Source organism: Desulfosarcina alkanivorans, assembly GCF_009688945.1.
In the GTDB taxonomy this organism is placed as follows: Bacteria; Desulfobacterota; Desulfobacteria; order Desulfobacterales; family Desulfosarcinaceae; genus Desulfosarcina; species Desulfosarcina alkanivorans.
The window spans coordinates 1924286-1946802 of record NZ_AP021874.1 but is presented as its reverse complement, the minus strand read 5'-3'; the positions used below and the strand labels follow the sequence as shown (position 1 = coordinate 1946802).

General features: G+C 45.7%; 26 protein-coding genes and 1 pseudogene. 14 read left to right on the top strand and 13 right to left on the bottom strand.

From position 1 onward, the window contains the following. Positions 1-206: 206 nt before the first annotated feature. A complete protein-coding gene (locus DSCA_RS08620) occupies positions 207-692 on the bottom strand; it encodes a hypothetical protein (RefSeq protein ID WP_155316043.1) in 486 nt (161 codons plus the stop codon). A 407-nt stretch (positions 693-1099) separates the two neighbouring features. Here DSCA_RS08620 and DSCA_RS08615 point away from each other — a divergent pair, with 407 nt between their 5' ends. Together DSCA_RS08615 and DSCA_RS08610 are read left to right on the top strand one after the other, a co-directional pair. After that, complete coding sequence (locus tag DSCA_RS08615; RefSeq protein WP_155316042.1) at positions 1100-1834, top strand: substrate-binding periplasmic protein; 735 nt, start codon at positions 1100-1102, stop codon at positions 1832-1834. Positions 1835-1865: 31 nt separating this feature from the next. Next, complete coding sequence (locus DSCA_RS08610; protein WP_155316041.1) at positions 1866-2132, top strand: hypothetical protein; 267 nt, start codon at positions 1866-1868, stop codon at positions 2130-2132. A gap of 675 nt (positions 2133-2807) precedes the next feature. On the opposite strand, the pseudogene DSCA_RS33440 reads toward DSCA_RS08610, so the two are convergent. Then, a pseudogene (locus DSCA_RS33440) lies at positions 2808-3953 on the bottom strand (transposase); the annotation flags it as partial. A 35-nt stretch (positions 3954-3988) separates the two neighbouring features. Here DSCA_RS33440 and DSCA_RS08590 point away from each other — a divergent pair. Next, complete coding sequence (locus DSCA_RS08590) at positions 3989-4534, top strand: response regulator (protein WP_167527674.1); 546 nt, start codon at positions 3989-3991, stop codon at positions 4532-4534. An 85-nt stretch (positions 4535-4619) separates the two neighbouring features. After that, positions 4620-6509: a hybrid sensor histidine kinase/response regulator gene (locus DSCA_RS08585; protein WP_167527673.1), complete on the top strand. Its 1890-nt coding sequence runs from the start codon at positions 4620-4622 to the stop codon at positions 6507-6509. A gap of 166 nt (positions 6510-6675) precedes the next feature. Here the strand turns inward: DSCA_RS08585 and DSCA_RS08580 are convergent, their stop codons facing one another. Both DSCA_RS08580 and DSCA_RS08575 read right to left on the bottom strand, forming a co-directional pair. Further along, positions 6676-8538, bottom strand: a complete 1863-nt coding sequence (locus DSCA_RS08580) for an ATP-binding protein (protein WP_155316035.1) — start codon at positions 8536-8538, stop codon at positions 6676-6678. Continuing rightward, entirely contained in the window at positions 8526-9281 is a 756-nt protein-coding gene (locus DSCA_RS08575; protein WP_155316034.1) for a substrate-binding periplasmic protein, read from the bottom strand. Before DSCA_RS08575 ends, DSCA_RS08580 begins: the two co-directional genes overlap by 13 nt. A 386-nt stretch (positions 9282-9667) precedes the next feature. Here DSCA_RS08575 and DSCA_RS08570 point away from each other — a divergent pair, with 386 nt between their 5' ends. Both DSCA_RS08570 and DSCA_RS33160 read left to right on the top strand, forming a co-directional pair. Further along, positions 9668-10213: a transposase zinc-binding domain-containing protein gene (locus DSCA_RS08570; protein ID WP_167527672.1), complete on the top strand. Its 546-nt coding sequence runs from the start codon at positions 9668-9670 to the stop codon at positions 10211-10213. A 29-nt stretch (positions 10214-10242) separates the two neighbouring features. Beyond that, on the top strand, positions 10243-10389 hold the full coding sequence (locus tag DSCA_RS33160) for a hypothetical protein (RefSeq protein WP_407924242.1): 147 nt from the start codon (positions 10243-10245) through the stop codon (positions 10387-10389). Between the two features lie 85 nt (positions 10390-10474). On the opposite strand, the gene DSCA_RS32115 is transcribed toward DSCA_RS33160, so the two are convergent. The 3 genes from DSCA_RS32115 to DSCA_RS08555 form a co-directional block, all read right to left on the bottom strand. Beyond that, on the bottom strand, positions 10475-11041 hold the full coding sequence (locus DSCA_RS32115) for an IS1634 family transposase (protein WP_174783984.1): 567 nt from the start codon (positions 11039-11041) through the stop codon (positions 10475-10477). A gap of 167 nt (positions 11042-11208) precedes the next feature. Beyond that, the gene (locus DSCA_RS08560) at positions 11209-11409 is read right to left on the bottom strand and encodes a cold-shock protein (RefSeq protein ID WP_155316032.1); all 201 of its coding nucleotides are present in this window, start codon (positions 11407-11409) and stop codon (positions 11209-11211) included. A 232-nt stretch (positions 11410-11641) separates the two neighbouring features. Beyond that, positions 11642-11830 (bottom strand): hypothetical protein, encoded by a 189-nt coding sequence (locus DSCA_RS08555; RefSeq protein WP_155316031.1) that lies wholly within the window; start codon positions 11828-11830, stop codon positions 11642-11644. A 1102-nt stretch (positions 11831-12932) separates the two neighbouring features. Here DSCA_RS08555 and DSCA_RS08545 point away from each other — a divergent pair. Next, positions 12933-13685, top strand: a complete 753-nt coding sequence (locus tag DSCA_RS08545) for a hypothetical protein (RefSeq protein WP_155316030.1) — start codon at positions 12933-12935, stop codon at positions 13683-13685. Between the two features lie 64 nt (positions 13686-13749). Further along, the gene (locus DSCA_RS08540) at positions 13750-14388 is read left to right on the top strand and encodes a class I SAM-dependent DNA methyltransferase (RefSeq protein ID WP_155316029.1); all 639 of its coding nucleotides are present in this window, start codon (positions 13750-13752) and stop codon (positions 14386-14388) included. Positions 14389-14622: 234 nt separating this feature from the next. On the opposite strand, the gene DSCA_RS08535 is transcribed toward DSCA_RS08540, so the two are convergent. Next, positions 14623-14952 (bottom strand): hypothetical protein, encoded by a 330-nt coding sequence (locus DSCA_RS08535; RefSeq protein ID WP_155316028.1) that lies wholly within the window; start codon positions 14950-14952, stop codon positions 14623-14625. 719 nt (positions 14953-15671) lie between these two features. Here DSCA_RS08535 and DSCA_RS08530 point away from each other — a divergent pair. The 6 genes from DSCA_RS08530 (at position 15672) to DSCA_RS08510 (ending at position 18491) form a co-directional block, all read left to right on the top strand. Further along, positions 15672-15935 (top strand): hypothetical protein, encoded by a 264-nt coding sequence (locus DSCA_RS08530; RefSeq protein ID WP_155316027.1) that lies wholly within the window; start codon positions 15672-15674, stop codon positions 15933-15935. 99 nt (positions 15936-16034) lie between these two features. Continuing rightward, a complete protein-coding gene (locus DSCA_RS32925) occupies positions 16035-16169 on the top strand; it encodes a hypothetical protein (protein WP_269434655.1) in 135 nt (44 codons plus the stop codon). Between the two features lie 217 nt (positions 16170-16386). Next, positions 16387-16584 carry a hypothetical protein gene (locus DSCA_RS08525; RefSeq protein ID WP_155316026.1) on the top strand — a complete coding sequence of 66 codons (198 nt, stop codon included), beginning with the start codon at positions 16387-16389 and terminating at the stop codon, positions 16582-16584. Positions 16585-16958: 374 nt separating this feature from the next. After that, the gene (locus tag DSCA_RS08520) at positions 16959-17225 is read left to right on the top strand and encodes a hypothetical protein (RefSeq protein ID WP_155316025.1); all 267 of its coding nucleotides are present in this window, start codon (positions 16959-16961) and stop codon (positions 17223-17225) included. 199 nt (positions 17226-17424) lie between these two features. Further along, complete coding sequence (locus tag DSCA_RS08515) at positions 17425-18180, top strand: serine hydrolase domain-containing protein (protein WP_167527671.1); 756 nt, start codon at positions 17425-17427, stop codon at positions 18178-18180. 101 nt (positions 18181-18281) lie between these two features. After that, complete coding sequence (locus tag DSCA_RS08510; RefSeq protein ID WP_155316023.1) at positions 18282-18491, top strand: sulfur reduction protein DsrE; 210 nt, start codon at positions 18282-18284, stop codon at positions 18489-18491. A 121-nt stretch (positions 18492-18612) separates the two neighbouring features. Here the strand turns inward: DSCA_RS08510 and DSCA_RS08505 are convergent, their stop codons facing one another. The 5 genes from DSCA_RS08505 to DSCA_RS08485 all read right to left on the bottom strand — a co-directional run bounded on the left by DSCA_RS08505 (position 18613) and on the right by DSCA_RS08485 (position 22465). Further along, positions 18613-19371 carry a sulfite exporter TauE/SafE family protein gene (locus tag DSCA_RS08505; protein WP_155316022.1) on the bottom strand — a complete coding sequence of 253 codons (759 nt, stop codon included), beginning with the start codon at positions 19369-19371 and terminating at the stop codon, positions 18613-18615. Between the two features lie 212 nt (positions 19372-19583). Beyond that, a complete protein-coding gene (locus tag DSCA_RS08500) occupies positions 19584-19940 on the bottom strand; it encodes a NifB/NifX family molybdenum-iron cluster-binding protein (protein ID WP_155316021.1) in 357 nt (118 codons plus the stop codon). 70 nt (positions 19941-20010) lie between these two features. Further along, positions 20011-21024, bottom strand: a complete 1014-nt coding sequence (locus tag DSCA_RS08495) for a hypothetical protein (RefSeq protein ID WP_155316020.1) — start codon at positions 21022-21024, stop codon at positions 20011-20013. Next, on the bottom strand, positions 20957-21229 hold the full coding sequence (locus DSCA_RS08490; RefSeq protein WP_155316019.1) for a hypothetical protein: 273 nt from the start codon (positions 21227-21229) through the stop codon (positions 20957-20959). Before DSCA_RS08490 ends, DSCA_RS08495 begins: the two co-directional genes overlap by 68 nt. Before the next feature lie 3 nt (positions 21230-21232). Then, a complete protein-coding gene (locus DSCA_RS08485; RefSeq protein ID WP_155316018.1) occupies positions 21233-22465 on the bottom strand; it encodes a hypothetical protein in 1233 nt (410 codons plus the stop codon). Positions 22466-22517 lie beyond the last annotated feature (52 nt).

Sequence of the window (22517 nt, the reverse complement as noted above, 5' to 3'; positions counted from 1 at the left end):
TTTTACCGCATAGGCCTGATTGTCGAAGCAGTCAATATGATACTGGATGGGGAGATCACCGCAGGCAGATTAATGCTCCGCGATTATATTAATGCCACCGGGGGCATGGATGACATTTGTTAGAACACTCAAAGAACACAAATCGGCAACTGCCCGTATGCTTGGCCCATCCGGGAACCCAACCCTGGAATGCATCGTGCCTGTTATTAGGGCATGTGCCGCCCGAGAAAAAGTGACACTAAATGTTTGCACAACCGGCTGTTCGACTTGAGCCTGTCGTGACAATCCGTGTACAAAGTTGCAACGACCATTATATTGTTGATGTCGTGATAAACAGAGGATGAGAAAAGCCCGGCCATGACCAGCCGTTCAGAAACGGTTATGCTTTTATTCTGGGCTATTATCAAATCGTCTTGCTTGGATATTTTTTTCGCTGTTGTAAAAATACATAAGAATAAAAGCGTGCCTGTTACCACGGCAAAGACGAACCCTTTCAACAGTTCAATTTGTCTCAGAATTTCGGCAGAAGCGGAGACCTGGAGGGCAATTTTCCCGGATATGTATATGTAGAGAAAAAGCAAAACGACATAAGTTAGTGAGACAACCATGGCGGATCGAAAAGGCTTCAATACCGAACGATCCTCAACCCCCTCTCTAAAACGAGTGTTAATGAGCGACTGGTCGGTATTCATCCTCACCATTCCTCTTACTTATTTATTATGGGTAGTTATTCTAGTGGGTGGACACTATATTAATCTGGTTAAGTGCGCTTTCGAACAGTTACCCGAAAGCCTGGCAGAACAGGCGTTTATCCAGTGGGAGGTGCCCATTTTATAAACAAGCCTTTTATATCATGGATTCGGCCTTCGTGGCTATCGTAACATTTGAAACGGACAATTCCGTAACTCATCGCAATGCCTTCATTCTACAAGGGCATTTGAACGCTACGCCCTGGCACTTTGCCCTCCTGAAATTTTTTTCTTAAGATTTTGCATTGTTTGACCGAAAGGTTAATGTCGGTTTTTTTCAGGCAATGAAAATTTGGATGGGATTACCCTGTTAAGATTTAATACGAAATAATAAATCATAGGAAATCGAAATGAAAAAAATCATTATTCTGGCAACGGCAGTGTTGCTGATCGCCATGAACGCCCAATGTGAAACAATCACCATTGTTGCAGATGAGTTTTGCCCTTATAACTGCGAGCCCAGTTCTTCGGAACCCGGTTACATGATTGAAGCCGCGGTCGAGATTCTCGGTGCCGCAGGTCACCAGGTCAACTATTCCCTTTTGGACTGGGATCAGGCAGTTGAAGAGGCCGGTGCCGGTAAATACAATGCGGTTGTCGGCGCGGCAAAAGAGGATGCTCCGGGATTTATTTTTCCTGAAGAACCCATGGGCGGTGCCAGTAACGCCTTTTACACACGAAAAGACGACAACTGGACTTATTCCGGAGAGGCATCTTTGAAAGGTAAGAAAATCGTCGGAATTACCTCGTACACCTACGACGACAAGGTCGACGCCTTGATCGCCAGCAATGGTATGTACGTCGATTCTCTGGAACAGGCGCTGGAAGCATTATTGAGCGGAAAAGCGGATATCCTTCCTGAAAATCAATACGTCATGTCCATGTTTACCATGAAAAACTTCATTTCTGACGCGATCCGAAAAGCAGGTGATGTAGATGGCGGGGAGTCAATGGTGTATGTCGCTTTTTCACCCGCCAACCCGAAATCCAAGGAATATGCTGATACCCTCACGCGAGGCCTCAAAAAAATGAAGACAGACGGTACGTGGGGCAAACTGATTGAAAAGTACGGACTGTCGTTTTAGCAAGCGGTTTTTGAAGTTTTAAAGGTAAAATATGAAATACGGTTTGAGAATAAAATTTTTAGTTCCGACGCTGTTGTTAGTTGTTTTGTTCATGGGAGCATCCGCTGCAGTCTCGTATATTGAGTCTCGCAACGCGATGGAAACCGAAATCATCCGCCAGGTGAATTTTATCGACGATGAGGCCTCTCGAGGCATCACCGAATGGTTGAATCGTAACACGCTTGACGTCGATCTTATGAAAACGAAAAACCCCGCTGCCGGCCCATGCCCCGCCTTCCAATCAACTGACCTTATATGATGACTCTTCCTTGCCGAGTGCGGATGATTTAATCCTTGATCCGCAGTATCCAGTCGAATCATACTTGTAAATGCAGCGCATAGGCCCGACAGGCTTTCTGTTGCCAAAATGCATGTATTTTCGTGAAATCGGCACCAGATCGGCGGTTGACATAATGTTCGTTATCGGCCATCCTTATTTTGAGAGAGGGCGGCTGGATGTGGGCCGACTTTCGATCTGCAGGCTTGCAACATCTTGGGATACATACTGCGGCGGCACACAATTCGAGAATACGGTTCTCTATGAAGCTCCAGTTATAGCTAAAACTCGCATTTCGGTTCCTGATGCCATCGGATCTCAGAAAGGTTATTCCGCGTGTATTTGCCTCCAGCGATACGCTACGAATGAATATTTTAAAGCTATAACAGCGGTTTGAAAAGTTTAGACCAAAAGGCATAACCATCTATCCCCAAAACAAGCGAGTATCGGAAAACAACTCAATCTAAGCGTCTGGTTGAATATGCAGCCAGGAAGACACTGCCAGTAGTAAAAATGAGTGCTTCATACAGACGCACCGGTTTTGTTCTTTCTCATTTTAAGATCACCGATTTTGCTTTTACTGATCGTTTCGCCCCCTTTCTTGGTTTAAGATGGGCTCACAACCGCCCCATGCGGCTGCTGTTCGAGGCTTTCGGACTATGTGAACCCGAACGATTTCATTCTGTCAGAAAATTTGACCACATGGGCAAGCTTGTCATTGTATCCGACGATCCGGTAGCAGATCCGCCGACCGGTTCGGACGATCAGACAGGGGATGCGCATGAAGGTGTTGAGGAATCGCTTAAATTCCATGCGTACCACCGACAACCCCAAGGGGCGATACGATAGCAGCAGGCCAAACCAGGCTCTCAAATCCCAAGCCAGCGAAGCGATGGTCATCAACGCCCAGTTGGACAACAGCGTATCGGAGGCCGGATCCAGTGCCTTAACGCCATTTTTCAATTGGTCGATGTCGTTTTCATGATCACTACGGCCACGGTAAAAGTGGATCATTTGGTTGGCGCAACGTTTCCGATCATCGGATGGGTTGATTTGACCAGCGAGTTTTTTCAGATTGGGCATCGCATCCATGCAGAAAATAAAGGTGCACTGGCGGTCCCACCTGTCAAAATGGTTGGTAAGGCCAAAATCGGTATCCCCTCGCAACTGCACCTTTTGGAAACAGCTGCCGACCAGGTCGAGGCTTTTATCGACCCATGGGGCACAATCATGATGGGAAGCGACGTTGCCTGATCGGTTGACGATAAACAGGGGCTCACGAGTGTTGTGCAACGAAATGACCAAAGGGTGATATCCCCATTGACCGTTGTAGGAGATATCCATGCCCTGCTTTCACTGGCCGGTATTGGCGCAGATGGTGCCATCCACGTTAATGATGGCTTCGCGTAAAAACGTTGCCGGCTGTAGTTGCCTGACCTTTTTGCGGACTGTGTTTTTGGCATCCATAAACGAACAGATATCCGGTTCGGCAAAACGCCTTAAAAAATCGCCGGCGGTGGTGGGATCAGGAATGATCTGAGCGCCCAATGCATTGAGCCAGCCCTCATCGTTGCGTAGCAGTTCGATATCCTGCAAACAGCTTCCACCGGCCAAGTAATTGTAGGCGATGTTCAGGATATGATCCGACTCATGATACGGCAAATGACGTTTCAGCAATGTAACGCAAGCATCGATTTCCTTGATCAGGCCGGTTTTTGCCGCCAGCTGATGAATGGCTCCGATGCCTCCATAAGCGATTGCCTGGTGCCGATCATCGACATCGTAGCAGATATTACGCCCCGCCGTTCTCGCTTAAACTGGTTAACGGATTTCAAGCTTTGGAACTCGCAGAAAAAGAACCGTTTGATCTGGTTTTGATGGATATAAAAATGCCCGTGATGAATGGTGTCGAAACATTTAAAAAGTTAAAAAAGGTCGCACCGGAAATTCCGGTTATTATGATGTCGGCTTTTGCTTTGGAGGGTTTAATTAAGGATGCTATACGTGAAGGTGCGTTCGGCTTTCTTAAAAAGCCGATCAATTTTGACAGGCTTCTTGAGTTGATTGAAAAATCGTCTCCAAACGGTGCGCTTGTGCTTGTCGTAGATGATGATCCCGATATGTGCGATAATTTGAACGATATTCTTGTTGCCAACAAGTTTCAGGTAGAAGTCGCTTTTGACGGTTACTCCGCTGTGCAATTGGCAAAGGAGAGCGCTTTCGATGTCATCGTTTTAGATCTGAAGCTACCTGTGTTAAACGGGTTCGAAACCTTTCAGGCGATAAGGGAATATCGACCCGATGTTATGGTTATTTTTATCACCGGACTCATTGACAATATGCAAAATACCATAGAACAAATGTCGTCTATGGATATCAGATAAGTCATTGAAAAACCTTTTAATATGGAAAAGTTTTTGGAACTACTGAATTCCATTTTTCAATAATCTTAGAATGCAAGGAATACCAGTGGAAGAGAAAATACGGATCATAGTTGTTGATGACAATAAAGACCTGGCAGAAAATATCTGTGACATAATGGAGGAAGAGGGTTATATCGTTGATGCTGCTTTTGACGGATCAAGCGCCGAATTGAAATGTCGGGAAAATGTTTACGATATCGCCTTAATCGATGTGAGACTACCTGGTATTGCAGGGGACGAACTTACACAGCAGTTCGCCGAACTATCCCCAACAACCGAATGTATCATTATGACCGGTCATGCATCTTTGGAAAGCGCTATTAAAGCAGTTAATCAATCGAATGTTATCTCATACGAACTAAAACCTCTTCATATAGGCCGCGTCCTGACACTTATTTCGCAAGTTAGTAAACGAAAGGAGCTAGAAAGAGAACTTTCCGAGCAGAAAGATTTACTCAAATACATGATCAACAGCATGCCTGGTCTTTTTTATACAATAGATGAAGATAATAATTTTCTTTACTGGAATGAAAACTTTGAGCATGTATCCGGCTTTTCTCATCAGGAATTTCAAACGAAAAAAGCCCTCGATTTTTTTGCCGGTGAGAGTAGGGTAAATATGAAAAAGGCGATTGAACAGGTATTCAATGATGGACAATTCGAAGTCGAAGAAACATTGGTAAATAAAGACGGGGAGCGGATACCTTTTTTATTTTCGGGGAAACGGGTCAAGTTCCGAAATCAAAAATATCTTGTCGGATTGGGAATTGATCTTTGTGAAAGAAAGAATCTTGAAGAGCAATTTCTACAGTCTCAAAAAATGGAGGTTGTCGGGCGCTTTGCCGGCGGCATGGCCCATGATTTTAACAATATGCTGAATGTAATCACCGGATATTCCGAACTAGCATTGAGGAAACTCAACCCCGCAGATCCTCTTGCCAAGAATCTGAAGATGATAGAAAACGCTGCCGAACGGTCTTCAGATCTGACAAAGCAGCTGCTGGCATTCTCCCGAAAGCAGGTCATATCTCCCAAACCGGTTGATATCAATGCCCTTATATTGAACATGAAAAAAATGATCGGTCGTCTAATCGGTGAGGATATCGAACTTGTTTTCAACCCCGGGAAAGATATCTGGGCAATAAAGGTTGATCATTCCCAAGTTGATCAGGTAACAGTTAATTTGGCAGTCAATGCTGCAGACGCCATGCCCGATGGGGGGAAGCTTACCATTGAAACAGCAAACAAAACGTTGGATGAAGCATTTTGTTCCAATCATATCGATAGCGTTCCGGGGCAGTACGTATTGATCACAGTTAGCGATACTGGAACAGGTATTGAACCCGAGATATTATCACATATCTTTGAGCCGTTTTTTACAACAAAAGAACTTGGGAAGGGAACCGGACTGGGGCTTTCTACCGTGTATGGAATCATCAAACAGAGTCACGGGTTTATATATGTGCACAGTGAGCCGGGTGTCGGTACACGGTTTAAACTATATATACCACGATGGGTTGGGGAAAGGCAGCCCCCTGGAACTACAACCGAAAAGAAAACAGCAAACGTATGCTCAAAAATACTATTGGTCGAAGACGATGATATGGTGCGACAATTGACAGAGGATGTATTGCGAAATATTGGCTGCACTGTTATATCGGTCTCATCGCCAACTCAGGCATTGGAATATTGCAAAGGACGTAATTTAGACTTTCACCTCTTGATAACCGATGTTGTTATGCCGAAAATGAGCGGGAAAGAACTCAGGGATGCAATTGAAGTTTTTAAGCCGGGAGTAAAAACGCTTTACATTTCCGGATACCCTGCTAACGGTAATATACGACAGGACCTGCTTAATGATCGGGCTAGTTTTCTTCCAAAACCGTTCACTGTAAATCAGCTCGTTGAAAAAGTTCAGGAGGCGCTTACGGATTAACTTGTCCTTTTCCCTGGCGGCTGAGGTTCAGGTCCAGTCAGCGATAGCACATACATACTAAAAGAATTCCGGTTGAAAAATCGTCAGTATTTCATGTATTTACTGATGTGTCATATGCATCCCGGTAAAATCCTGGAAACAGAGCTATACATACTAATATAATTTTTTAGCCGTCGGTTTTCTCTTCGTAGACAGGCAGCTTCACAATAAAACTCGACCCCTTTCCAGGTTCCGATGTAACATCGATGAAACCTCCATGCTTATCGACAATCTGATGACAGATTGACAGACCGAATCCAATTCCCTGGGCCTTTGTAGAAAAAAGAGGTTTAAAGATTTCAGAGATGTGTTCAGGAAGAATACCTGAACCCGTATCCTTGATCGCAATTTCCGCAAACTTCCCATTTTCGGAGGTTTGCGCACTTAGTGTGAGAACTCCCTGATTATCCATTGCATCGACAGCATTCTTAATAAGATTCCCGATGACCATTTCAAGTTGGCGAAAATCGCCGGGGACAAATATTCTTTCTTCCATTTTCTTGCAAATATCAATCGTTTTTGGAATCATTACACGGGATACTATTGTTTCAAGGAGGTCTACCAGGTCAAGCTTCTCTTTATTCGGTGCACTAATGCCTGTCAGATCCAGCAGGCTTTCAATAATGGCAGTTGAATGCTTAACCTGCATAATTATTCGCTCTATGTGTTTTATGGTTCTTTGATTCGGACTTTTGATGCTGCTTTTCAGGTAATAGGCGGAGCTGTCGATTACAGCCAATGGATTTCGCAACTCATGGGAAATACTTCCGGCAACCTTACCCAAGGTGGCGAGGCGCTCCGCAGCAAGCAGTTTCTCATGAGCATTTCTTAATTCCATTGTTCTTTCGAAGACTATCTCCTCAAGGTGATTTCTGTATTTTGCCAGTTCCTCTTCAGCTTTCTTGCGTTTTGAAATGTCCAAGAGTATTACGGCAAACCGATCTTTTTGCGGGCTATAAGCAACTACCTGCAAATGTTTACCCACTGCTTTGACATGACGCTCAAACGAAACCGGAACTCTGGAAATAGCTACCTCTAAAAATGTATCGATCAATTGCTTTTCTACGTATGGGAAGATATCTTGCACGGATTTACCAATGATTTTTGCTCTTCCCAGTCCAGTTAACTGTTCAAATGCAGAGTTTACGTCAAGAAAACGATAATCGTGAGGAGTGCCGTCCATTTTGCGGATGACTTCATGCAAAGCAAAACCGGCAGACATTTCCATGAACATTAAACGAAGCTGCCTTTCACTTTCTTGCAACTGTTTCTCGGCCTGATCACGTTTTTCGATTTCTCGAATCAGATTATTGCGCATGCTATTGACCGAATGAACCAGAATGGACAGTTCATTCCTTTCATCCAGTTTTTCCTCATATCCTCTTAACCGCAGGGGTTTGTCCATGCTGTTCAAACTGAAGGATTTTGCATATCTTACTATTGTTTGCAGATGCCTTCCCACAATAATATAAAAAAGAACAAAAATAGCGACTGAAACAATGAAGGTTTTGATTGCCTGAATGAGGAGTATGACAACTACCTTCTCCAACAGCCTTCTGTAGACGCCACGCAAGCTTGCAGTAACTCGAAGAACGCCCAGATGAATTTCTCGGTTTCCGAAGTTTTTTGACATGATGTATTCATGTTTGATGACATACTTCGTCTCAGGCTTTCCCACTTGTATGCGGCTCTTATCTTCCAATACCACTTCCAAATGCTGCATATCCCTTAGTTTTAAGATGCCTTTAAGTTGTATTTTCAGCACTTCAATATTCGAAACCCATAAGGTGTTGGTAATGCTCTGCCTATAGCTTACATCGATCTGGTGAAAAGTACTGTGAATGGTCTCCAAATCTTTGGAGTAATCCATGGATAGCTGCACTGAGGTTCCGATGAGCGTGATGCTGGAGCTGATAAGAAGTATATGGAGGATAAACTTACGGGCTACTTTAAAATTCAGGTTTGCAATGAGTTCCCCTACTTTGACCATCCTTCAACCTCTTCGATGAGGGGACGTATCGTTTTGTTATATATTCCTTCGTATGTTCCATCCGCTTTCATTTCAGCCATAACTGCAGCTAGTTGAGGTATCAATCTGGAATGCTTCTTATGGAGATACAAGAAGAAAGCTCTGGTTGCCAAGGGAGGCAGCAATGCTTTCACACCCTTCATCTTCATCTGTTTGAGCACTCCATAACCGATAAATCGATCATATACAATTATTTCCACCCTGTCCTTTTGCAAAAGGGTAAACAAAAGTATCGGGTTTTCGACTTTTGTTAGGTTTTTAACTCCCTTGGTATTCATTTCCATGATTTTAAATCCGGTAACAATCCCGATGCTATAAGGGTTCAAACTTTTCCATCCGTTCAATTTAATATCCGAGTTTTTGGAAAAGCCAACGTAGTAAGCATCGAACAGCTTTTCCGGCACTTTTACTATGTTGGGAAACTTGTAATTTGTGATCTTGTGTATATCAGAAACACGACTGATATCCCCGTCAATAAGGCCATCATTGGCCAGAATTATTGAACGCCCCGGGGGCAACTGCACAAAATCGACCTTTTTACCCACTCTGGAAAATGCTTCTTGAATGACTAAGTTGAGTAGTCCTGTCCGTTGAGGAGTGGATAGAACCATTTTATAAAAATCACCGATACGCAACGGCTCGTCTGCAAAAGCGGAATTAGGAGTGAGCAACAGAATGGCAGCAACCAGACCAATTGTTTTCATAATGCTTCACTCTCATTGGAATTTGAGAATAAAAAATGTGGACACGTTTACGTAAAATGATAAGTAATTGCTTTTTCTAAGTCAAGATATTTCCATAACTCAATGATAAGTATGCCACTAGTTTGATTAGTGAGACGAAGGTGCACCCAACCGTCAAGACAGTTTTTCAGAAATTTTATTACCCACTGAAACAGCCATTTTTTAATGTGCATGCCTGCACATTATCGCGGTCTTTCCAACCTTCCCAAATAAATGACAAGGTACATATTTTGTGGTCCTATTCAATACCCTTTCAAGATGTGGCACTTTATCTGAGAGCATAAAGCAGGCACAGCCTTTGCGCTGTAATCAGGTTTTGCCCTCAGATGCAAAAGGTACCGTGCCACATGACAAAAGCCGTATATCTTCAGCGTAAGCCGCAAGAATCGCCCTACTACCAATGCGTAGAGGATAATTTTGAAACTTTCGAACAGGTCTATGACGACCGGTTTCCACGGCAGTACGGTTTCTTTCGTCCCTACGTCAAGCAGGTCATCTACCGCTACCTGGATTGCGGCATTTTGCAAAACGGCTTTGCCCGGGTGCGCTGCGGGGAATACGGCCACGAATACCTGCTCGATTTTTCGTGTAAACGCAAGCATTTCTGCCCGTCGTGTCACCAGAAGCCTGTGGTTGAGTTCGGCGAATGGTTGTGCCGGGACGTTGTAAAAGCGGTTTCTAACCGGCATGTTGTGCTCAGCATTCAAAAGATCCTGCGGCGGTATTTCCTGTATGACCGCAAGTTGCTTTCCGAACTCAGCCGGTGCAGGTGGGCGGCGCTTAAAGCCGTCTATAAAACCGCCATTCAAGATGAAAAGGCCGTGCCCGGCGCTGTTCTGGCCATCCAGACCTTCGGAGACCTCCTGGGTATCATCCCCACTTGCACATCCTGATATCCGACGGCTCTTTCCATGAAAACGAAATGTTTACCGTTTCGCCGGAAGTTGATCACAGGACGATTGAGCGGCTATTCAGGCACAAAGTGCTCAGGATGCTTCTGAATAAAGGCGAGATCACGCCGGACATGATAGGGGCACAGCGGGGACGGGCCAAGATTTTATTTTTATAACGAAAACACACAAAATCCCGCAAACCCATGGCACACGGGTATCCGGCTTACTGAATGATATTCATCGTGTGTCTACACTTTTCGGCTATTTTTGGGGGTATTTTTTGGGGTGAACGAGCTGATTGGGAGGGTTGATCTTCAACTTATTTAATATCTTACGTGTGTCGGCCGGGACCTCGTTGCGCAAACACACACGGTGATTTAAATAAAAAAGATTTGTGACCTGGAGCTTCTGCAAGGAGCGGGCAATTTTACTCCAGGGTTGCCCGCAGTTGCGCTCGGCGATGCGTTCGATCATCAGGGACAGCACACAGATTTTGACATGGGCTTCGATGCGCCGGGAGAGCCAGTGGTACATCGGCGTCATTTTGATCTGGGTGCGCTTGAGAGAACGGAAGCAGCGCTCAATGACCATCAGCCCCTTGTAACCCATGGCGGCATCTTCCAGGCTGATCGTATCGTCATTGGTTTCGAGCACCCACTTGCCGTCGACAGGTGGCAGAATATCAATAACGCTTACTTGGTCGAAAATCCCACCCACGTCAACGGTTACGGTCGCTTTGAGGATGCCATTTTCCGGGCCAGGGAAATCATGCAGGAACGTGGATGGAGCGCCGAAATTACCGATACCCAGGAACCGTGCCACGAGCATCTGGTCTACCAGCATTACCGGTTGAAGTGTTGGAAATGAATAAGCTGGTGTGTATATGCAGGTTTTACCTGAGGGCGGGAAATTGTGTTACCAACCCATCTTCGCGGAAAAAAAAGGGACTCTCTCAAACTTCTGAAAGAATCCCTTTTAAATTGAATATCGATGCGTTAGGCCGCTGTTACATTCGCTGCGGAAGGTCCCTTGGGCCCCTGCTCAATGTCAAATGTGACCCGGTCGCCTTCTTGGAGAGATCTGAATCCGGTGGCATTGATTGCCGAATGATGTACGAATACGTCAGCTCCATCTTCCTGCTCGATAAAACCAAAACCCTTGCTGTCATTAAACCACTTCACGATACCACTTGCCATGCTAACTATCTCCTAAAAAAATAAAAATATTGTTTCAAACTCAAGTTGCCTTTTTTGTTGAGCAACCCTTGAATAAGAAACAGGGTCGCCAACCATGACAACCCTTTTCGATGGCGGAACAGTAACACATGATCAACTAATAGCAAGTAAATTGTCGACACCTCTCATAAAATTATGATTTTGCGACAATTATTTTACAATTTTCATTGCTTATCGGCCTTTAATACCCGCCTCACTTCAGCCTACCCCGTAGAATATACGGATCATTCTCATCCACCAGCCTGGTGGTAAATCCTCTCCCCACTAACTCGACTTTCGGTATCACATCATCAGTACTGAGCTTCTGGCTGTCGTTTAATACCCCATCTTGATGAAGCTTCGACTTCTTGCCTTTCGGCCACTTCTTTTTTCGTCGTTTCATCTCCCCCCCCCTTTAGGCAATGTGCTTTATCGCGATGCATTCGCAATATTTCATTGCCTGGCCACCGCGTAAATCGAAATGACCGGCTCAGCTCTCTCACTTATTCACAGGTCAAATAAATGGAAAGCCAATTGCCCAACGGCAGTGGGTTTCGTATTTCTGAAGGGAGGTGATCAAAATGGAACGTATCTCAGGTGACGAATTTTTGTTTATTTGGGAACCTGTATTGGGATCTGAAACAGCTTGGTCTGAGTATTGTTGGTACTCGTTCTGCTGTGATCTTAAAGATATAGATTTCGGCGAGGAGGACTGAAATGGAGACTGGTCTTTTACCCTTGCTCACCACGAGATCCTGAAGGATACTGATGATTTGATCGTTATCGGCCAGTTGAACGCCGATGGCATCGTCAAAAGCCAGTTCGGTTCCAGCCGGATTATTCCTTTCCCAAAAAATTGTCTTAAAGCGTTGTGGCTCGGGTAAATCCTTGACTGTCTGGGGTTCTAATAACTAATTGTAATTAAATTTAAATCATACTCATAACCCTAAGGTCGTAGGTTCGAATCCTGCCCCGCTACCATAATCAAAAAAAGGGTTTAGATTTTCGTCTAGGCCCTTTTTTTATTCCAATCGATTTTTGGTCCCAGCAACGACTCGAATTCAATATATCACCAAATCAGCCGTTACTCTTTATGGAACGAAATCCCTGTGGTTAAATACCCTGCCGAAAATCTGGGGTGGCACTGAATATCGTTTGATTAATCAATCGGATATGATAGAAAAAGTGATAAACAGGTATGCAGACGATTTCGTCTGCGCCTTTCAGTGCCGCACGGAGACCATACGGTTTTACAAAGTCCTGCCAAAACGGCTGGAGAAATTCGGTTTGTCGGCAACCCCGGAGAAAACCAGGTTGATGCGGTTCAGCCGATTCCACCCGAGCATGGGAAGGCGAATTATCTTCTTAGGTTTCGAGACTTACTGGACCCATGATCTAAAGGGGGAAGTAAGAGTGATGCAGCGCACAGCCATGATTGCGCAAACGCCTTTCCACACCAGCCGCCGCTTACCGCGACGGTATGTGTTCCAACAGGCAAACTGATTATGTCCTTTAAAACTGAACCTCATTTTTCTTGGTTTTTTGTAATAATTGTTTTCATCGGTTTATTCTCCTTAACGGTTCAAACAGAGGTCTCGGGAGAGACGATACATTCGGATAGCCTGACAGCGATGGCGATCATTAAGCGTATGCAAGATGAGTATGTCAATAGCATGTCGTATAGTGATTCAGGTGTCGTCAAGACTGTTTTCATTTATACCAATAATAAACGAACGGTCAAAAAACCGTTTACTACCGCCTTTATCCATCCTGATCGATTCAGATTTGAGTACCGGGAAAAGAAGCACGGATCCGGAGAACATAGATTCATCATCTTTCTCAAAGGCAAAGACCTTCAAACGTATTGGGATCTCAAAAAAGGAATGAAACTTGATTCACTTGATCGAGCAGTGGCCGCAGCAACGGGTATATCCGGCGGATCTGCCATAACAGTTCCTGCAATGTTGCTCCCAAACGAAATTACATGGCGACGTGCAATTCGATTTTACAAACCCAAGCGCATTGATGACGACCTTATCGATAAAACAGATTGTTTTCGGATTCATGATCTTATTGGGGGAAGCCCCACGACTTTGTGGATTGATAAAGAGAACTTTTTACTTCGAAAAATTTATCGGGAACAGGCGTTTAGCGATTTTAAGGCTCAGACCACAACGATATACAAACCGGTTTTGAATGGAAAAGTCCCAGATGAAATGCTTGATTTCAACCCACCTAAAAAGAAGGCTTGGTGGTAATTCCACTGAAAGCATAACAAACCAGTTAAACACGTTCGATTCTCAGATAGAGCGATAATAAAACATGGATCAGATAGATGAAATAATAGCTTTCTATGACAAAGAGGCTGAGGCAACTGGCTGGTATGGCCCCGAGGTTGCCTTCGGACTGACTTACGCTCATGTTCAATCTGGTCAGACCATGCTCGACATCGGGATCGGTACCGGTTTGGGATCCATTTTGTTTCTAAAAGCAGGTCTTGAAATCCATGGAATGGATATTTCTCCGCAGATGCTTGACGCATGCCGTAAAAAAGGTTTCTCGTCTCTGCATCAGCACGACTTGAGCAAGATACCCTACCCATTCGATTCAGAGAGCATAAATCATGCGATTTGTACTGGCGTTTTTAATTTTTTCAGTGATCTGTCTTCTGTTTTTCAAGAAGCCAACCGCATTCTCTTTAAGGGTGGGTTATTTGTATTCGTGGTTGGGGATCGATCTGAAAATGATGCTCATTCGATTGAGGTGGGCGTCGAGCACACAAAATCGGAAAAAACCGTAACGATGTACCTGCACAGCGCAAAACAGATCGTGGGGTTGATGGCGCGATATGGCTTCGAACCGATGAGGGATCTATCGTTCACGGTCTTTATGAATCGAGAGAGAACCAAACGCATGCTCGCCAGATCTTACCTCTGTAGGAAAAGGACGGGCATCGCATAACAACGGGTCAGTCTTTCACCTTACATATTCTTGCTCATTTCGTCATCCTTTCCAATCTGGCTCAGAACACAGCCACCGAAGGTATATTGAAGATAGGGAAGCTTGTCCTCGTCCACAGGTTGGTGATTGCTGACTCTTCCTTAAGTGTCTTTTCTGCCAAAATTTCTTGGGACATTTCATCTGTGTTGGAATTGTCGGGCAGAAATTTTCCGACGGCGGATTAAAATTTCTGTTTCAGTGAACCTCTCCGGCATCACGAAGATCCCACATCGAACCTTGCCAGTTGCTGATATACCCACAGTCATCACACACCGGACACCACCACATGATTCTGTGGCCTTCAGGATCGAAATCTGCTTCGATAATTCCGGTGCATGGTTTACGACCGGGACGGCGGCGACAACGGACCTGGTATTCGGGGAGCGGTATTCGTTCCGGCCTCGATGCCATGGCTACGATCGCAACGATATGCTCAGCCAATTTCCGGGCGGGGCCTTTGGGAGCAGCGATATTTCCGTCTTCATCAAGAAAATGCTCCAGGCTGACTATCCAGGTATCACCCATATTCGTTCACCGGCTCGGTTGAATTGCAATTCTGTTTTGCAAGGGAACATTTTCACCGCCAGCAATAAAATCTGATTCTTGTGCAACAGACACCATCTTAGGGAATTCCCACCTAAACTGCAAGCCAACTGTTGTCTATTGGTAGTTTTAGGCTACCATATGTCAGCCAACCGGCTCACATTGCCGAATCCAATTGGTGCTGTATCTTACCTTTATGTTCGGAATATTACCCTTAGGAAAACAATCAACCAGAGGGGTGATATCGTGGCCGAAGGAAAAATTCAGGACGACATCGAAGACAAGAATGAAGGACACGTTGATACACGCGAGAAAAAATTGAATGTGACGACAAAGACGAACCTATGGGATGTGATCCGGGGATTGACGTAGCAGGATAATCGAAAGGACGGTGTCCTATGATAGGAACAATGATTTCACTGATTATGCCGGGATACGCCAGTAACAGATGGTTAGCCGGCCGGAAATCAGGCGCCACTTGCCAAATCCGAGGGCATGTTAAAAGGCAGCGCTTCAAAGAAAATAGGCAACAAAATTCAAATCCGCTGATACGGCGGTACTGGCAGAGCCTCTATCAAGGATCTGCCTCTTCCGTGGCATTCATCTGAAGTGTTATTCAATCATTTATCTCTTTGTGGTATATGGTAATGGCCTGTCGAATCCATTGCTGACAATCGAAACATACACAAGGGAGTAAAAACATGGCTGCAACAAAAAAAGAAAATGTTCTGGAATTCTTTAACACTGGCTATGAGGAATATGATGTTGATTATCGCGAGAACTCGATAACAGAATCATACGACTTTGTTATCAATACAGGGACATCAAGGATATTTTTGAAAATCGGGCAAAAACGTTGGGACGATTCTAACGGGTCTTCAATTATTGAGTTTTTGGAAAGCAAAGAAGAACAGATTCGAAAAGTTGTTTTGGACAACCAGGATGCAATTCTCCGAATGAATTAACATGACAATGGCGTCAGGTCTCCCCATTTAACATTCATACCTCTGCCGGCGATGTTCCCATCTGTCTTCCTTCTATCGACTGATACGAGGAGGCCGAACATGGCAGGTCCTTTGAGAATCGCCTTTCCCGGCGCTTTCTATTACATCACCGCCCGTGGTAACGAGTGCCAGGCCATTTTCAAGAGCAGGCGGGAACCGGAAGGGTTTCTGGAATCCCTTGAGACCGCCACGTAAAGATACCATGCGGTCATCCACACCTTTTGTCTGATGGACTGCCATCATCACCTGCTGACGACAACGTCTGCCGGAAATCTTTCCCCGGCCATGCACCGTAAAGAGGGACTTCATTTCCAGTCGGAAGCCAGGCTGAAATGTTCCGGCCCCGTAACAATGGGTCAGGCAGGCAGCATTTTCGGATACCTGCCGAACCGTTGAATCGGAATTGGGCCGAATGGCGCGTCTGTCCGGAAAAGCAAAGATTTTCCTTTGCCGCAAACACGCCACCGCAAGCCTTGCAGTCAATGGTGAACGATTCGGCATCGGCGAATCTGCCATAGCCCAGTCCTGTTCACGGTTTTTAAATGAGATGGAGACCGATCGCAGTCTGGTCCGGCGGGCGGGTAAAATTGAGGAAATGATCAAGATGTGAAGTGTGAGGACCTGACCCCATTAAGGCTGAAAACAGAACCATTCTAATATTGACAACCGAAATCCATTCCCATATTTTTGGATTTTAGTGGAAATTTAAAGCACATGCTCGCCTAATTTTTGATGGCAATCTTCCTGCATCCCAATAGCGCCAGGTAATCACATCTACCCTTATGGTGCGTTGCATTCTTCATTTCAGGCTAATTTTCACCGTCAGCCGCCGTTCGAGTATTGACGCCATTACTGCTTTCCTCCACTGGTATCCAAAAAAATCGAGGAACTGTCGGTAACGGTAACCTCGAGACTAAAGGAGGAGGTGCCCATCAAATGGTTTGAAGCCATCGGTTTCAACGCTATCTATTGGGGGAGGCCAAAATGAAGAAATTCAGTATGGCACTCAAAGGCAACGGCTCGATCATGTTCACTTGTCCAAATGGCGATCTAATCTATGGTGTTTTGGAAAATGAAGGTATATTGGGTGCCGGCCCGACTTCAGGCGGTGTGACATTTATTGGCCGAACAGGGGCCTGCAGCGGTATTCAGGGTAAAATTGAATTTATGCCACGTCCTGCCGTCAAACCATCGAAGGAAAGGACATACCAGGGCATCGGCATAGGAAAAGTGTCCTGGAAAATTCCCTGATTCCGGTTCAGGTGAATCATTTAAGAAGCAGTGCGTGTTTTGCTCTGCTTTTCATTTTTTCCAGGGGAAAAGGACGCCGATTATTTTCTCAAAGAAACCTTTCAGCAAGATAACCGTTTTATATGCATCTGCTGCGCTTTGCGTTCTTCTCTCTTGTGCCGGAATCCACCCGGACAGGTTCAGGCCGCCGTCCGGAAAGGTGCCCGAGAAAAATAACCTTTCGGAAATATTGAGTAGCGCCGAAAAAATACCGTTTCTAAAAAGCCTGATCGTCGTTCAGGATGGAGAATTACTGGCCGGGAAATACCTGCATGGCGGTGGGCCGGATCAGCTCATCGACATTAAATCCATTTCAAAGAGCATCTTGTCCGCTGTATTGGGAATCGCAATCGGCCAAGGATACATCACCGGCATCGATCAAAAGATAATGGATTTTCTCCCCGAATACCTGAAGCATGATACAGATCCCCGGGTTCAGGACATCGCCATCAGGCATTTAGTGACCATGACATCCGGATTCGGGGTAAAAGAGAGTGCCAGGGCCTATCAGCAGTTATACGATTCATCTGACTGGATTGGCCACATTCTTGGCCTTCCGATCAAATCCAACCCGGGCGATGAATTTAATTACCTGAGCTTCAATGCGCATATATTGTCAGCCATTATCGCCAGGTCCACGGGCATGAGCACATTGGCATATGCAAACCAAGTGTGGGATAAAAATTATGGATACGGCTACCTGTGGTGGATTAAAAGATTCGACCATGACAATGACATCCCCTTCGCCCTGGGACACGGAGGCCAGCGAATCGCTTTCATTCCAAATGCAAATGCCGTCATCGTCGCCCAGGCGGATCCCTCCGTATCGATTTCAGCCTCCCATCAGCAACACAGGGCCATTGATGCTTTTCTGTTTGGAGATGTCGCCAGTTATTTGCTGAAGCAAAATGGATAAATTATTTTCCGGAGAATCTGCATGCATCCGTGTTATGCTGCGCCAGGGCGATTTCCGCCGGTGGTGAAAATGTCAGCAAACTGAATGAAGGAGAATGCCATATGAAAGTTGCAATGGTAATCTGTCAGGACACACCCGAGGTGATCTGGAATGCTTTCAGGCTGGGCAATATGATGCTTGAGGGAATGGACGATGTCAGTATTTTTCTAAACGGCCCATCAGTCCGGTATGAAGAATCGGACTCGCAACAATTTCCATTGAAAGAATTGGCCAGGATTTTTACCCTTTCCGAGGGTCAGCTGTTTGCCTGAGGCAAATTAATGGACCTTCACGGCGTGAAGGAAGGCTGCCACAAAAGAGCAACCCAAAAGACCCTTTATGAACTGATCAAAGAAAGCGACCGGATTATTACCTTTTAGGTTATGGCAAAACTCATCGAATCAATAATTGGTGAACCAGCTTTGCACACAAGCCAAACAGCAGCAGGCTGAAAATGATTCGGATTGTTTTTCCTTTCAGGCGGGTGCTCATGATCCTCGCCCCTGCCTGGCCACCGGCAAAAGACGCCACGGCGGCAGGAAGGATGAAACGCCAATTAATGGGCTCCATGGCCGCGTAGCCCAGAAAGCCGGTCAGGGAAGAGAAGCACACGATGAAGGTTGAAGAGGCGGCCGCGATTTTTGTGGGGGTCTTCAGTATGTATATCAGGAGGGGCACAACAAAAACGCCGCCGCCGATACCCAGAAACCCGCCTATCAGGCCAATGCATGCACCAATCCCCAATCCGCCGAAAATTTTTTTTAAAGGACCGACACCGGCACCGTCTGCCTGCCTGGGTGGCGCCATCAGCATCCGGCACCCTGCCAGGGCCAGCACGATGGACATGACGACCATGAAGGGCGTCGTATCCACCCGTGAATTCAGGTAGGATCCTATGGGGGCGGCAAGTCCGGAAGACACGATCAGCGGTATCGCAAGGGAAAAATCCACCATCTTTTTTTGCGAATAGGTATACGCGGCAGACGCGGCGGCAACAAGGTTGAGAAACAGCGATGCCGATGCCGCATCCACCTTGGCAAAACCGAGGATCACGAAGAGTGGGGAAAAGATCAGCCCTCCCCCAAGACCGACCATTGTCAGGACCAGCGAAATGAAAAATATGCCAAGAAAAAGAATGATTGATGGGGTCATGGAGCGCTCTCTTATGTTTTCTATGCCCTGCAAATGATAGTGGGGGCGAGAAAAAAGGCGGATACCCTATCCAGCCGTTCACCTTTCCGCCTTTGATGTTTGGAAAACGGAGACTAAACCACGACGGCAGCGCCTGTCAAACCCCGTGTTTTTCCGGCCATACATGTCGAAAAAAATATCGACTCTGAAGCCATTTCAAGTGGCGGCAGCGTTTATACCCGCTTATCGTTTGGCTTGAAACCGGGCATATAGAATTTCGGATGATCTAAACAGCCACCCGCATATGCCGATAACACGTCTTCGACGTCACCGGCAATTCCGTTTGTCAATCGAACCTGGATGCGCTTCAGAATTTTAACGAATGCCGCACTAATACCACCACAAATAATAACGGAGACTCCAAGTTTTTCGAAAATACGACACCGTTCATTCAAGGTCATATCTCCGAGAAAGATACTTTCTCGATCTATTTCGGATCCATTTTTAAAATTGATCACCAGCATATGCTTGCAGGTATCTAGTACCGGTGATACCCGCTTCTGAAATGTCGGGATAGCAACCGTTTTCATTTTAAAGCTTCTTTATCCAGGGTGCAAAAAGCATTGGTATGTGCGTCGCCTTTTCATAACGTTGCTTTTATCAGTGACAACCGCAAGACGAAGCTAATTCAGACACATAGTGCTTATGCGCGAGGGACCACCAGTTTCTGTTGACGGAGATCGGCAGGCGTTCATCTTCTTGGTCCTCATGAAAATGTCCACAGGGAAACATGCGCTCGTAGAAAAACGCTTCTCTGCATTCCTTTGAATCGGTCTGCATGAGTACATTATTGTTGTGTTCATTTCGAACCGTTGCGGCATAACGAACGTCCAACCGATATCCATTGATGGCTTTATTGGGGGTGGCATTCACGTTTCCCCGTTCTATAACGATTTCAAAACCCGGTGCTTTGGAACATCGAATCTGAAGGGGTGCCTGTTTGCCGGCATTTGCATACAGGCACATCAAGCAGTCAAACAAGGGATAGGCCATTTTCAAGCCCGGTATATCCCGGTCAATCTCGCCCTCGACAAACTTCCGGTCAAGGTCCAGGATTGGAAAGAACTGATCTGTTTCAGCAGCATACCGGCTGCGGAGGATGTCCTGGGTTTCAATACAGAAACTGGCCATATGGGCCTCGTGGTCCATGGCCACTTCGACCATACCTATAGTAAAAAGATCCGGGGGGATTTTTCCCCGGCACTCGAAAACCGGGGTATGTGTTTTGTCGAAAAAATCACTATTGATAAGTGTTTGCTCAAGAAATGAAAACCCCTGAAAACAGGCGTCATCTGGATACGGATAACATTTAACGGCAAATTCGGCTTTATAAAGCGCCTTGCCACGCTGCTTTTTCTCTTCGGTCGCTAAAAGCGCCAAATGATACACACCGGGTGCATCAGCCAGCCAGATGTACCACGCAGGCGGGCCGCCCCATACCTGGCTGACACCCTTGAGACCGATATCGGCCCTGAATTGCTCGCTCCAGGACGAAACAATCAGCATCCCCTCGATCTGATTTCTAAAAAAACTTTCGAGTTCGATGTTAAAATCCCCCTTTTTTAATGAAAAGCTCCTTGACGATGTCTTTTTTCGGACGGTCTTCGGTTTCAATATCGTGTTTTCTGGCGGTTTCGAGAAGGATGTCATCCGGATAGGCCAGTGTAAGGGCATAGCTCGACTCATAGGAATCGAAGAATTGGTCAAACTCGGCTTTCTTTCGGGCCTCTTCTAATCCATCTTCAAACCCCTGCAAACATCGACCTGCCTGATGCAGGAAATAGTTACTCAAAAACCTGCGTCTACCACTGTCTGTCATCGGTCAACCCACCTGCCTTTTTCTTTTAAGCGGCCATCCATCAAAGAATTCACTCTGTATCAGGATGACACTTAAAAACAGCAATGCCCAAACCAGCGGTGTATCTCCCGGCTGGGCAAAACCTTCAACTTTGGCCAGAAAAAAGGTGGCCAGCGGCGAATAGTAAAACCAGTAAATGAGCATGCCCAGAACAACAGCAAGGATACTTCGGATCAGCGCCCTGACCCACAGGCGTTCAACATTGGGGAAATTGTTAAAATAGTTTTTCCAGATAAATGCCGCTATAATAAAAAAACCGGCAATTTCACCGGCATGGATATATCGCCAGTCCGGGCCGTCCGTATATTGACCGCCCACAAACGGCTCGTCCCACACATAATCAAAAACCTTCAATAGAATAAACATCAGGATAATGCCGAAGGCCAGGGTGCTGATAAATACCACAAATCCCTTGCCGAATGTGCTTTCACCGTCAAGTTCATACCGGTCCCAGGGTTTGCCTTCCCATAGGAGACCGGAAAAAACGACCCAGACAAGGATACACAGAATGAGCCCCAGGCTGAAAAAAGCGCTGCCAGTGCCGGCCAATTCCTCCCACCAGGGAGTCACGGCAGCCTTATCCTGCGCGGGATAAAAAAGATAGCAGACATGAGAATGGAACAGGAGAATATAGAAAAGCACCACAAAAAAGGCTATGGCAAACAACCTGGACCATGCCTGTACGCCATAAGTGCTCTTATGCCAGGGCCAGCGACCAAAACCGAGGTCCCAGAACAACGCCATCCATAGAAATGCTGTAAAAAAATACACAATGGCCGTGGAAGCGTTTTCTCGCGCATTGAACGGCTCCGCTCCGATGCCGCCGGAAGCCACAATAGAATCCGGGCTGAAGTAAGCGATACCGAATTTTCCGATAAATCCCCAGAAAAATATGTAATTGAGCCCAATCATCATCAAAAAAGCGATGACCGTTAAGAGGATCCCTTTGGAGATCGGATTATCTCTCTGGCATAGCTGATTATACCATACCGGCCATTCAAGGACCTTTGCCATGAGGATAATGCTCGATAAAAATACGACTATCAATGAAAACCCATACATGGGCGTATACAATTTCATGACCGTGTTGGGATTCATAAAAATATACCAGAGAAACCACACTATCAAAAACACGACAGCCAGGTTAACCAGACCGAAAAAATAATTAAATTTGAGATATGAACTCTCCTCGGGCATACACGCCTCCTTACGCTTTTTGGGGAAAAAGGGGGCCTTTGGAATAAGATAT

Bases quoted from the DNA above. Each gene is read 5' to 3' on its own strand.
- DSCA_RS33160 (WP_407924242.1), top strand. From the start codon at position 10,243: ATGTTTACCGTTTCGCCGGAAGTTGATCACAGGACGATTGAGCGGCTA.
- DSCA_RS08620 (WP_155316043.1), bottom strand. From the start codon at position 692: ATGAATACCGACCAGTCGCTCATTAACACTCGTTTTAGAGAGGGGGTT.
- DSCA_RS32925 (WP_269434655.1), top strand. From the start codon at position 16,035: ATGGCAGGTCCTTTGAGAATCGCCTTTCCCGGCGCTTTCTATTACATC.
- DSCA_RS32115 (WP_174783984.1), bottom strand. From the start codon at position 11,041: ATGCTCGTGGCACGGTTCCTGGGTATCGGTAATTTCGGCGCTCCATCC.
- DSCA_RS08485 (WP_155316018.1), bottom strand. From the start codon at position 22,465: ATGCCCGAGGAGAGTTCATATCTCAAATTTAATTATTTTTTCGGTCTG.
- DSCA_RS08530 (WP_155316027.1), top strand. From the start codon at position 15,672: ATGGCTGCAACAAAAAAAGAAAATGTTCTGGAATTCTTTAACACTGGC.
- DSCA_RS08505 (WP_155316022.1), bottom strand. From the start codon at position 19,371: ATGACCCCATCAATCATTCTTTTTCTTGGCATATTTTTCATTTCGCTG.
- DSCA_RS08510 (WP_155316023.1), top strand. From the start codon at position 18,282: ATGAAAGTTGCAATGGTAATCTGTCAGGACACACCCGAGGTGATCTGG.
- DSCA_RS08520 (WP_155316025.1), top strand. From the start codon at position 16,959: ATGAAGAAATTCAGTATGGCACTCAAAGGCAACGGCTCGATCATGTTC.
- DSCA_RS08575 (WP_155316034.1), bottom strand. From the start codon at position 9,281: ATGAAAACAATTGGTCTGGTTGCTGCCATTCTGTTGCTCACTCCTAAT.
- DSCA_RS08490 (WP_155316019.1), bottom strand. From the start codon at position 21,229: ATGACAGACAGTGGTAGACGCAGGTTTTTGAGTAACTATTTCCTGCAT.
- DSCA_RS08525 (WP_155316026.1), top strand. From the start codon at position 16,387: ATGGCGCGTCTGTCCGGAAAAGCAAAGATTTTCCTTTGCCGCAAACAC.
- DSCA_RS08560 (WP_155316032.1), bottom strand. From the start codon at position 11,409: ATGGCAAGTGGTATCGTGAAGTGGTTTAATGACAGCAAGGGTTTTGGT.
- DSCA_RS08500 (WP_155316021.1), bottom strand. From the start codon at position 19,940: ATGAAAACGGTTGCTATCCCGACATTTCAGAAGCGGGTATCACCGGTA.
- DSCA_RS08540 (WP_155316029.1), top strand. From the start codon at position 13,750: ATGGATCAGATAGATGAAATAATAGCTTTCTATGACAAAGAGGCTGAG.
- DSCA_RS08545 (WP_155316030.1), top strand. From the start codon at position 12,933: ATGTCCTTTAAAACTGAACCTCATTTTTCTTGGTTTTTTGTAATAATT.
- DSCA_RS08570 (WP_167527672.1), top strand. From the start codon at position 9,668: ATGACAAAAGCCGTATATCTTCAGCGTAAGCCGCAAGAATCGCCCTAC.
- DSCA_RS08580 (WP_155316035.1), bottom strand. From the start codon at position 8,538: ATGGTCAAAGTAGGGGAACTCATTGCAAACCTGAATTTTAAAGTAGCC.
- DSCA_RS08615 (WP_155316042.1), top strand. From the start codon at position 1,100: ATGAAAAAAATCATTATTCTGGCAACGGCAGTGTTGCTGATCGCCATG.
- DSCA_RS08610 (WP_155316041.1), top strand. From the start codon at position 1,866: ATGAAATACGGTTTGAGAATAAAATTTTTAGTTCCGACGCTGTTGTTA.
- DSCA_RS08555 (WP_155316031.1), bottom strand. From the start codon at position 11,830: ATGAAACGACGAAAAAAGAAGTGGCCGAAAGGCAAGAAGTCGAAGCTT.
- DSCA_RS08535 (WP_155316028.1), bottom strand. From the start codon at position 14,952: ATGGGTGATACCTGGATAGTCAGCCTGGAGCATTTTCTTGATGAAGAC.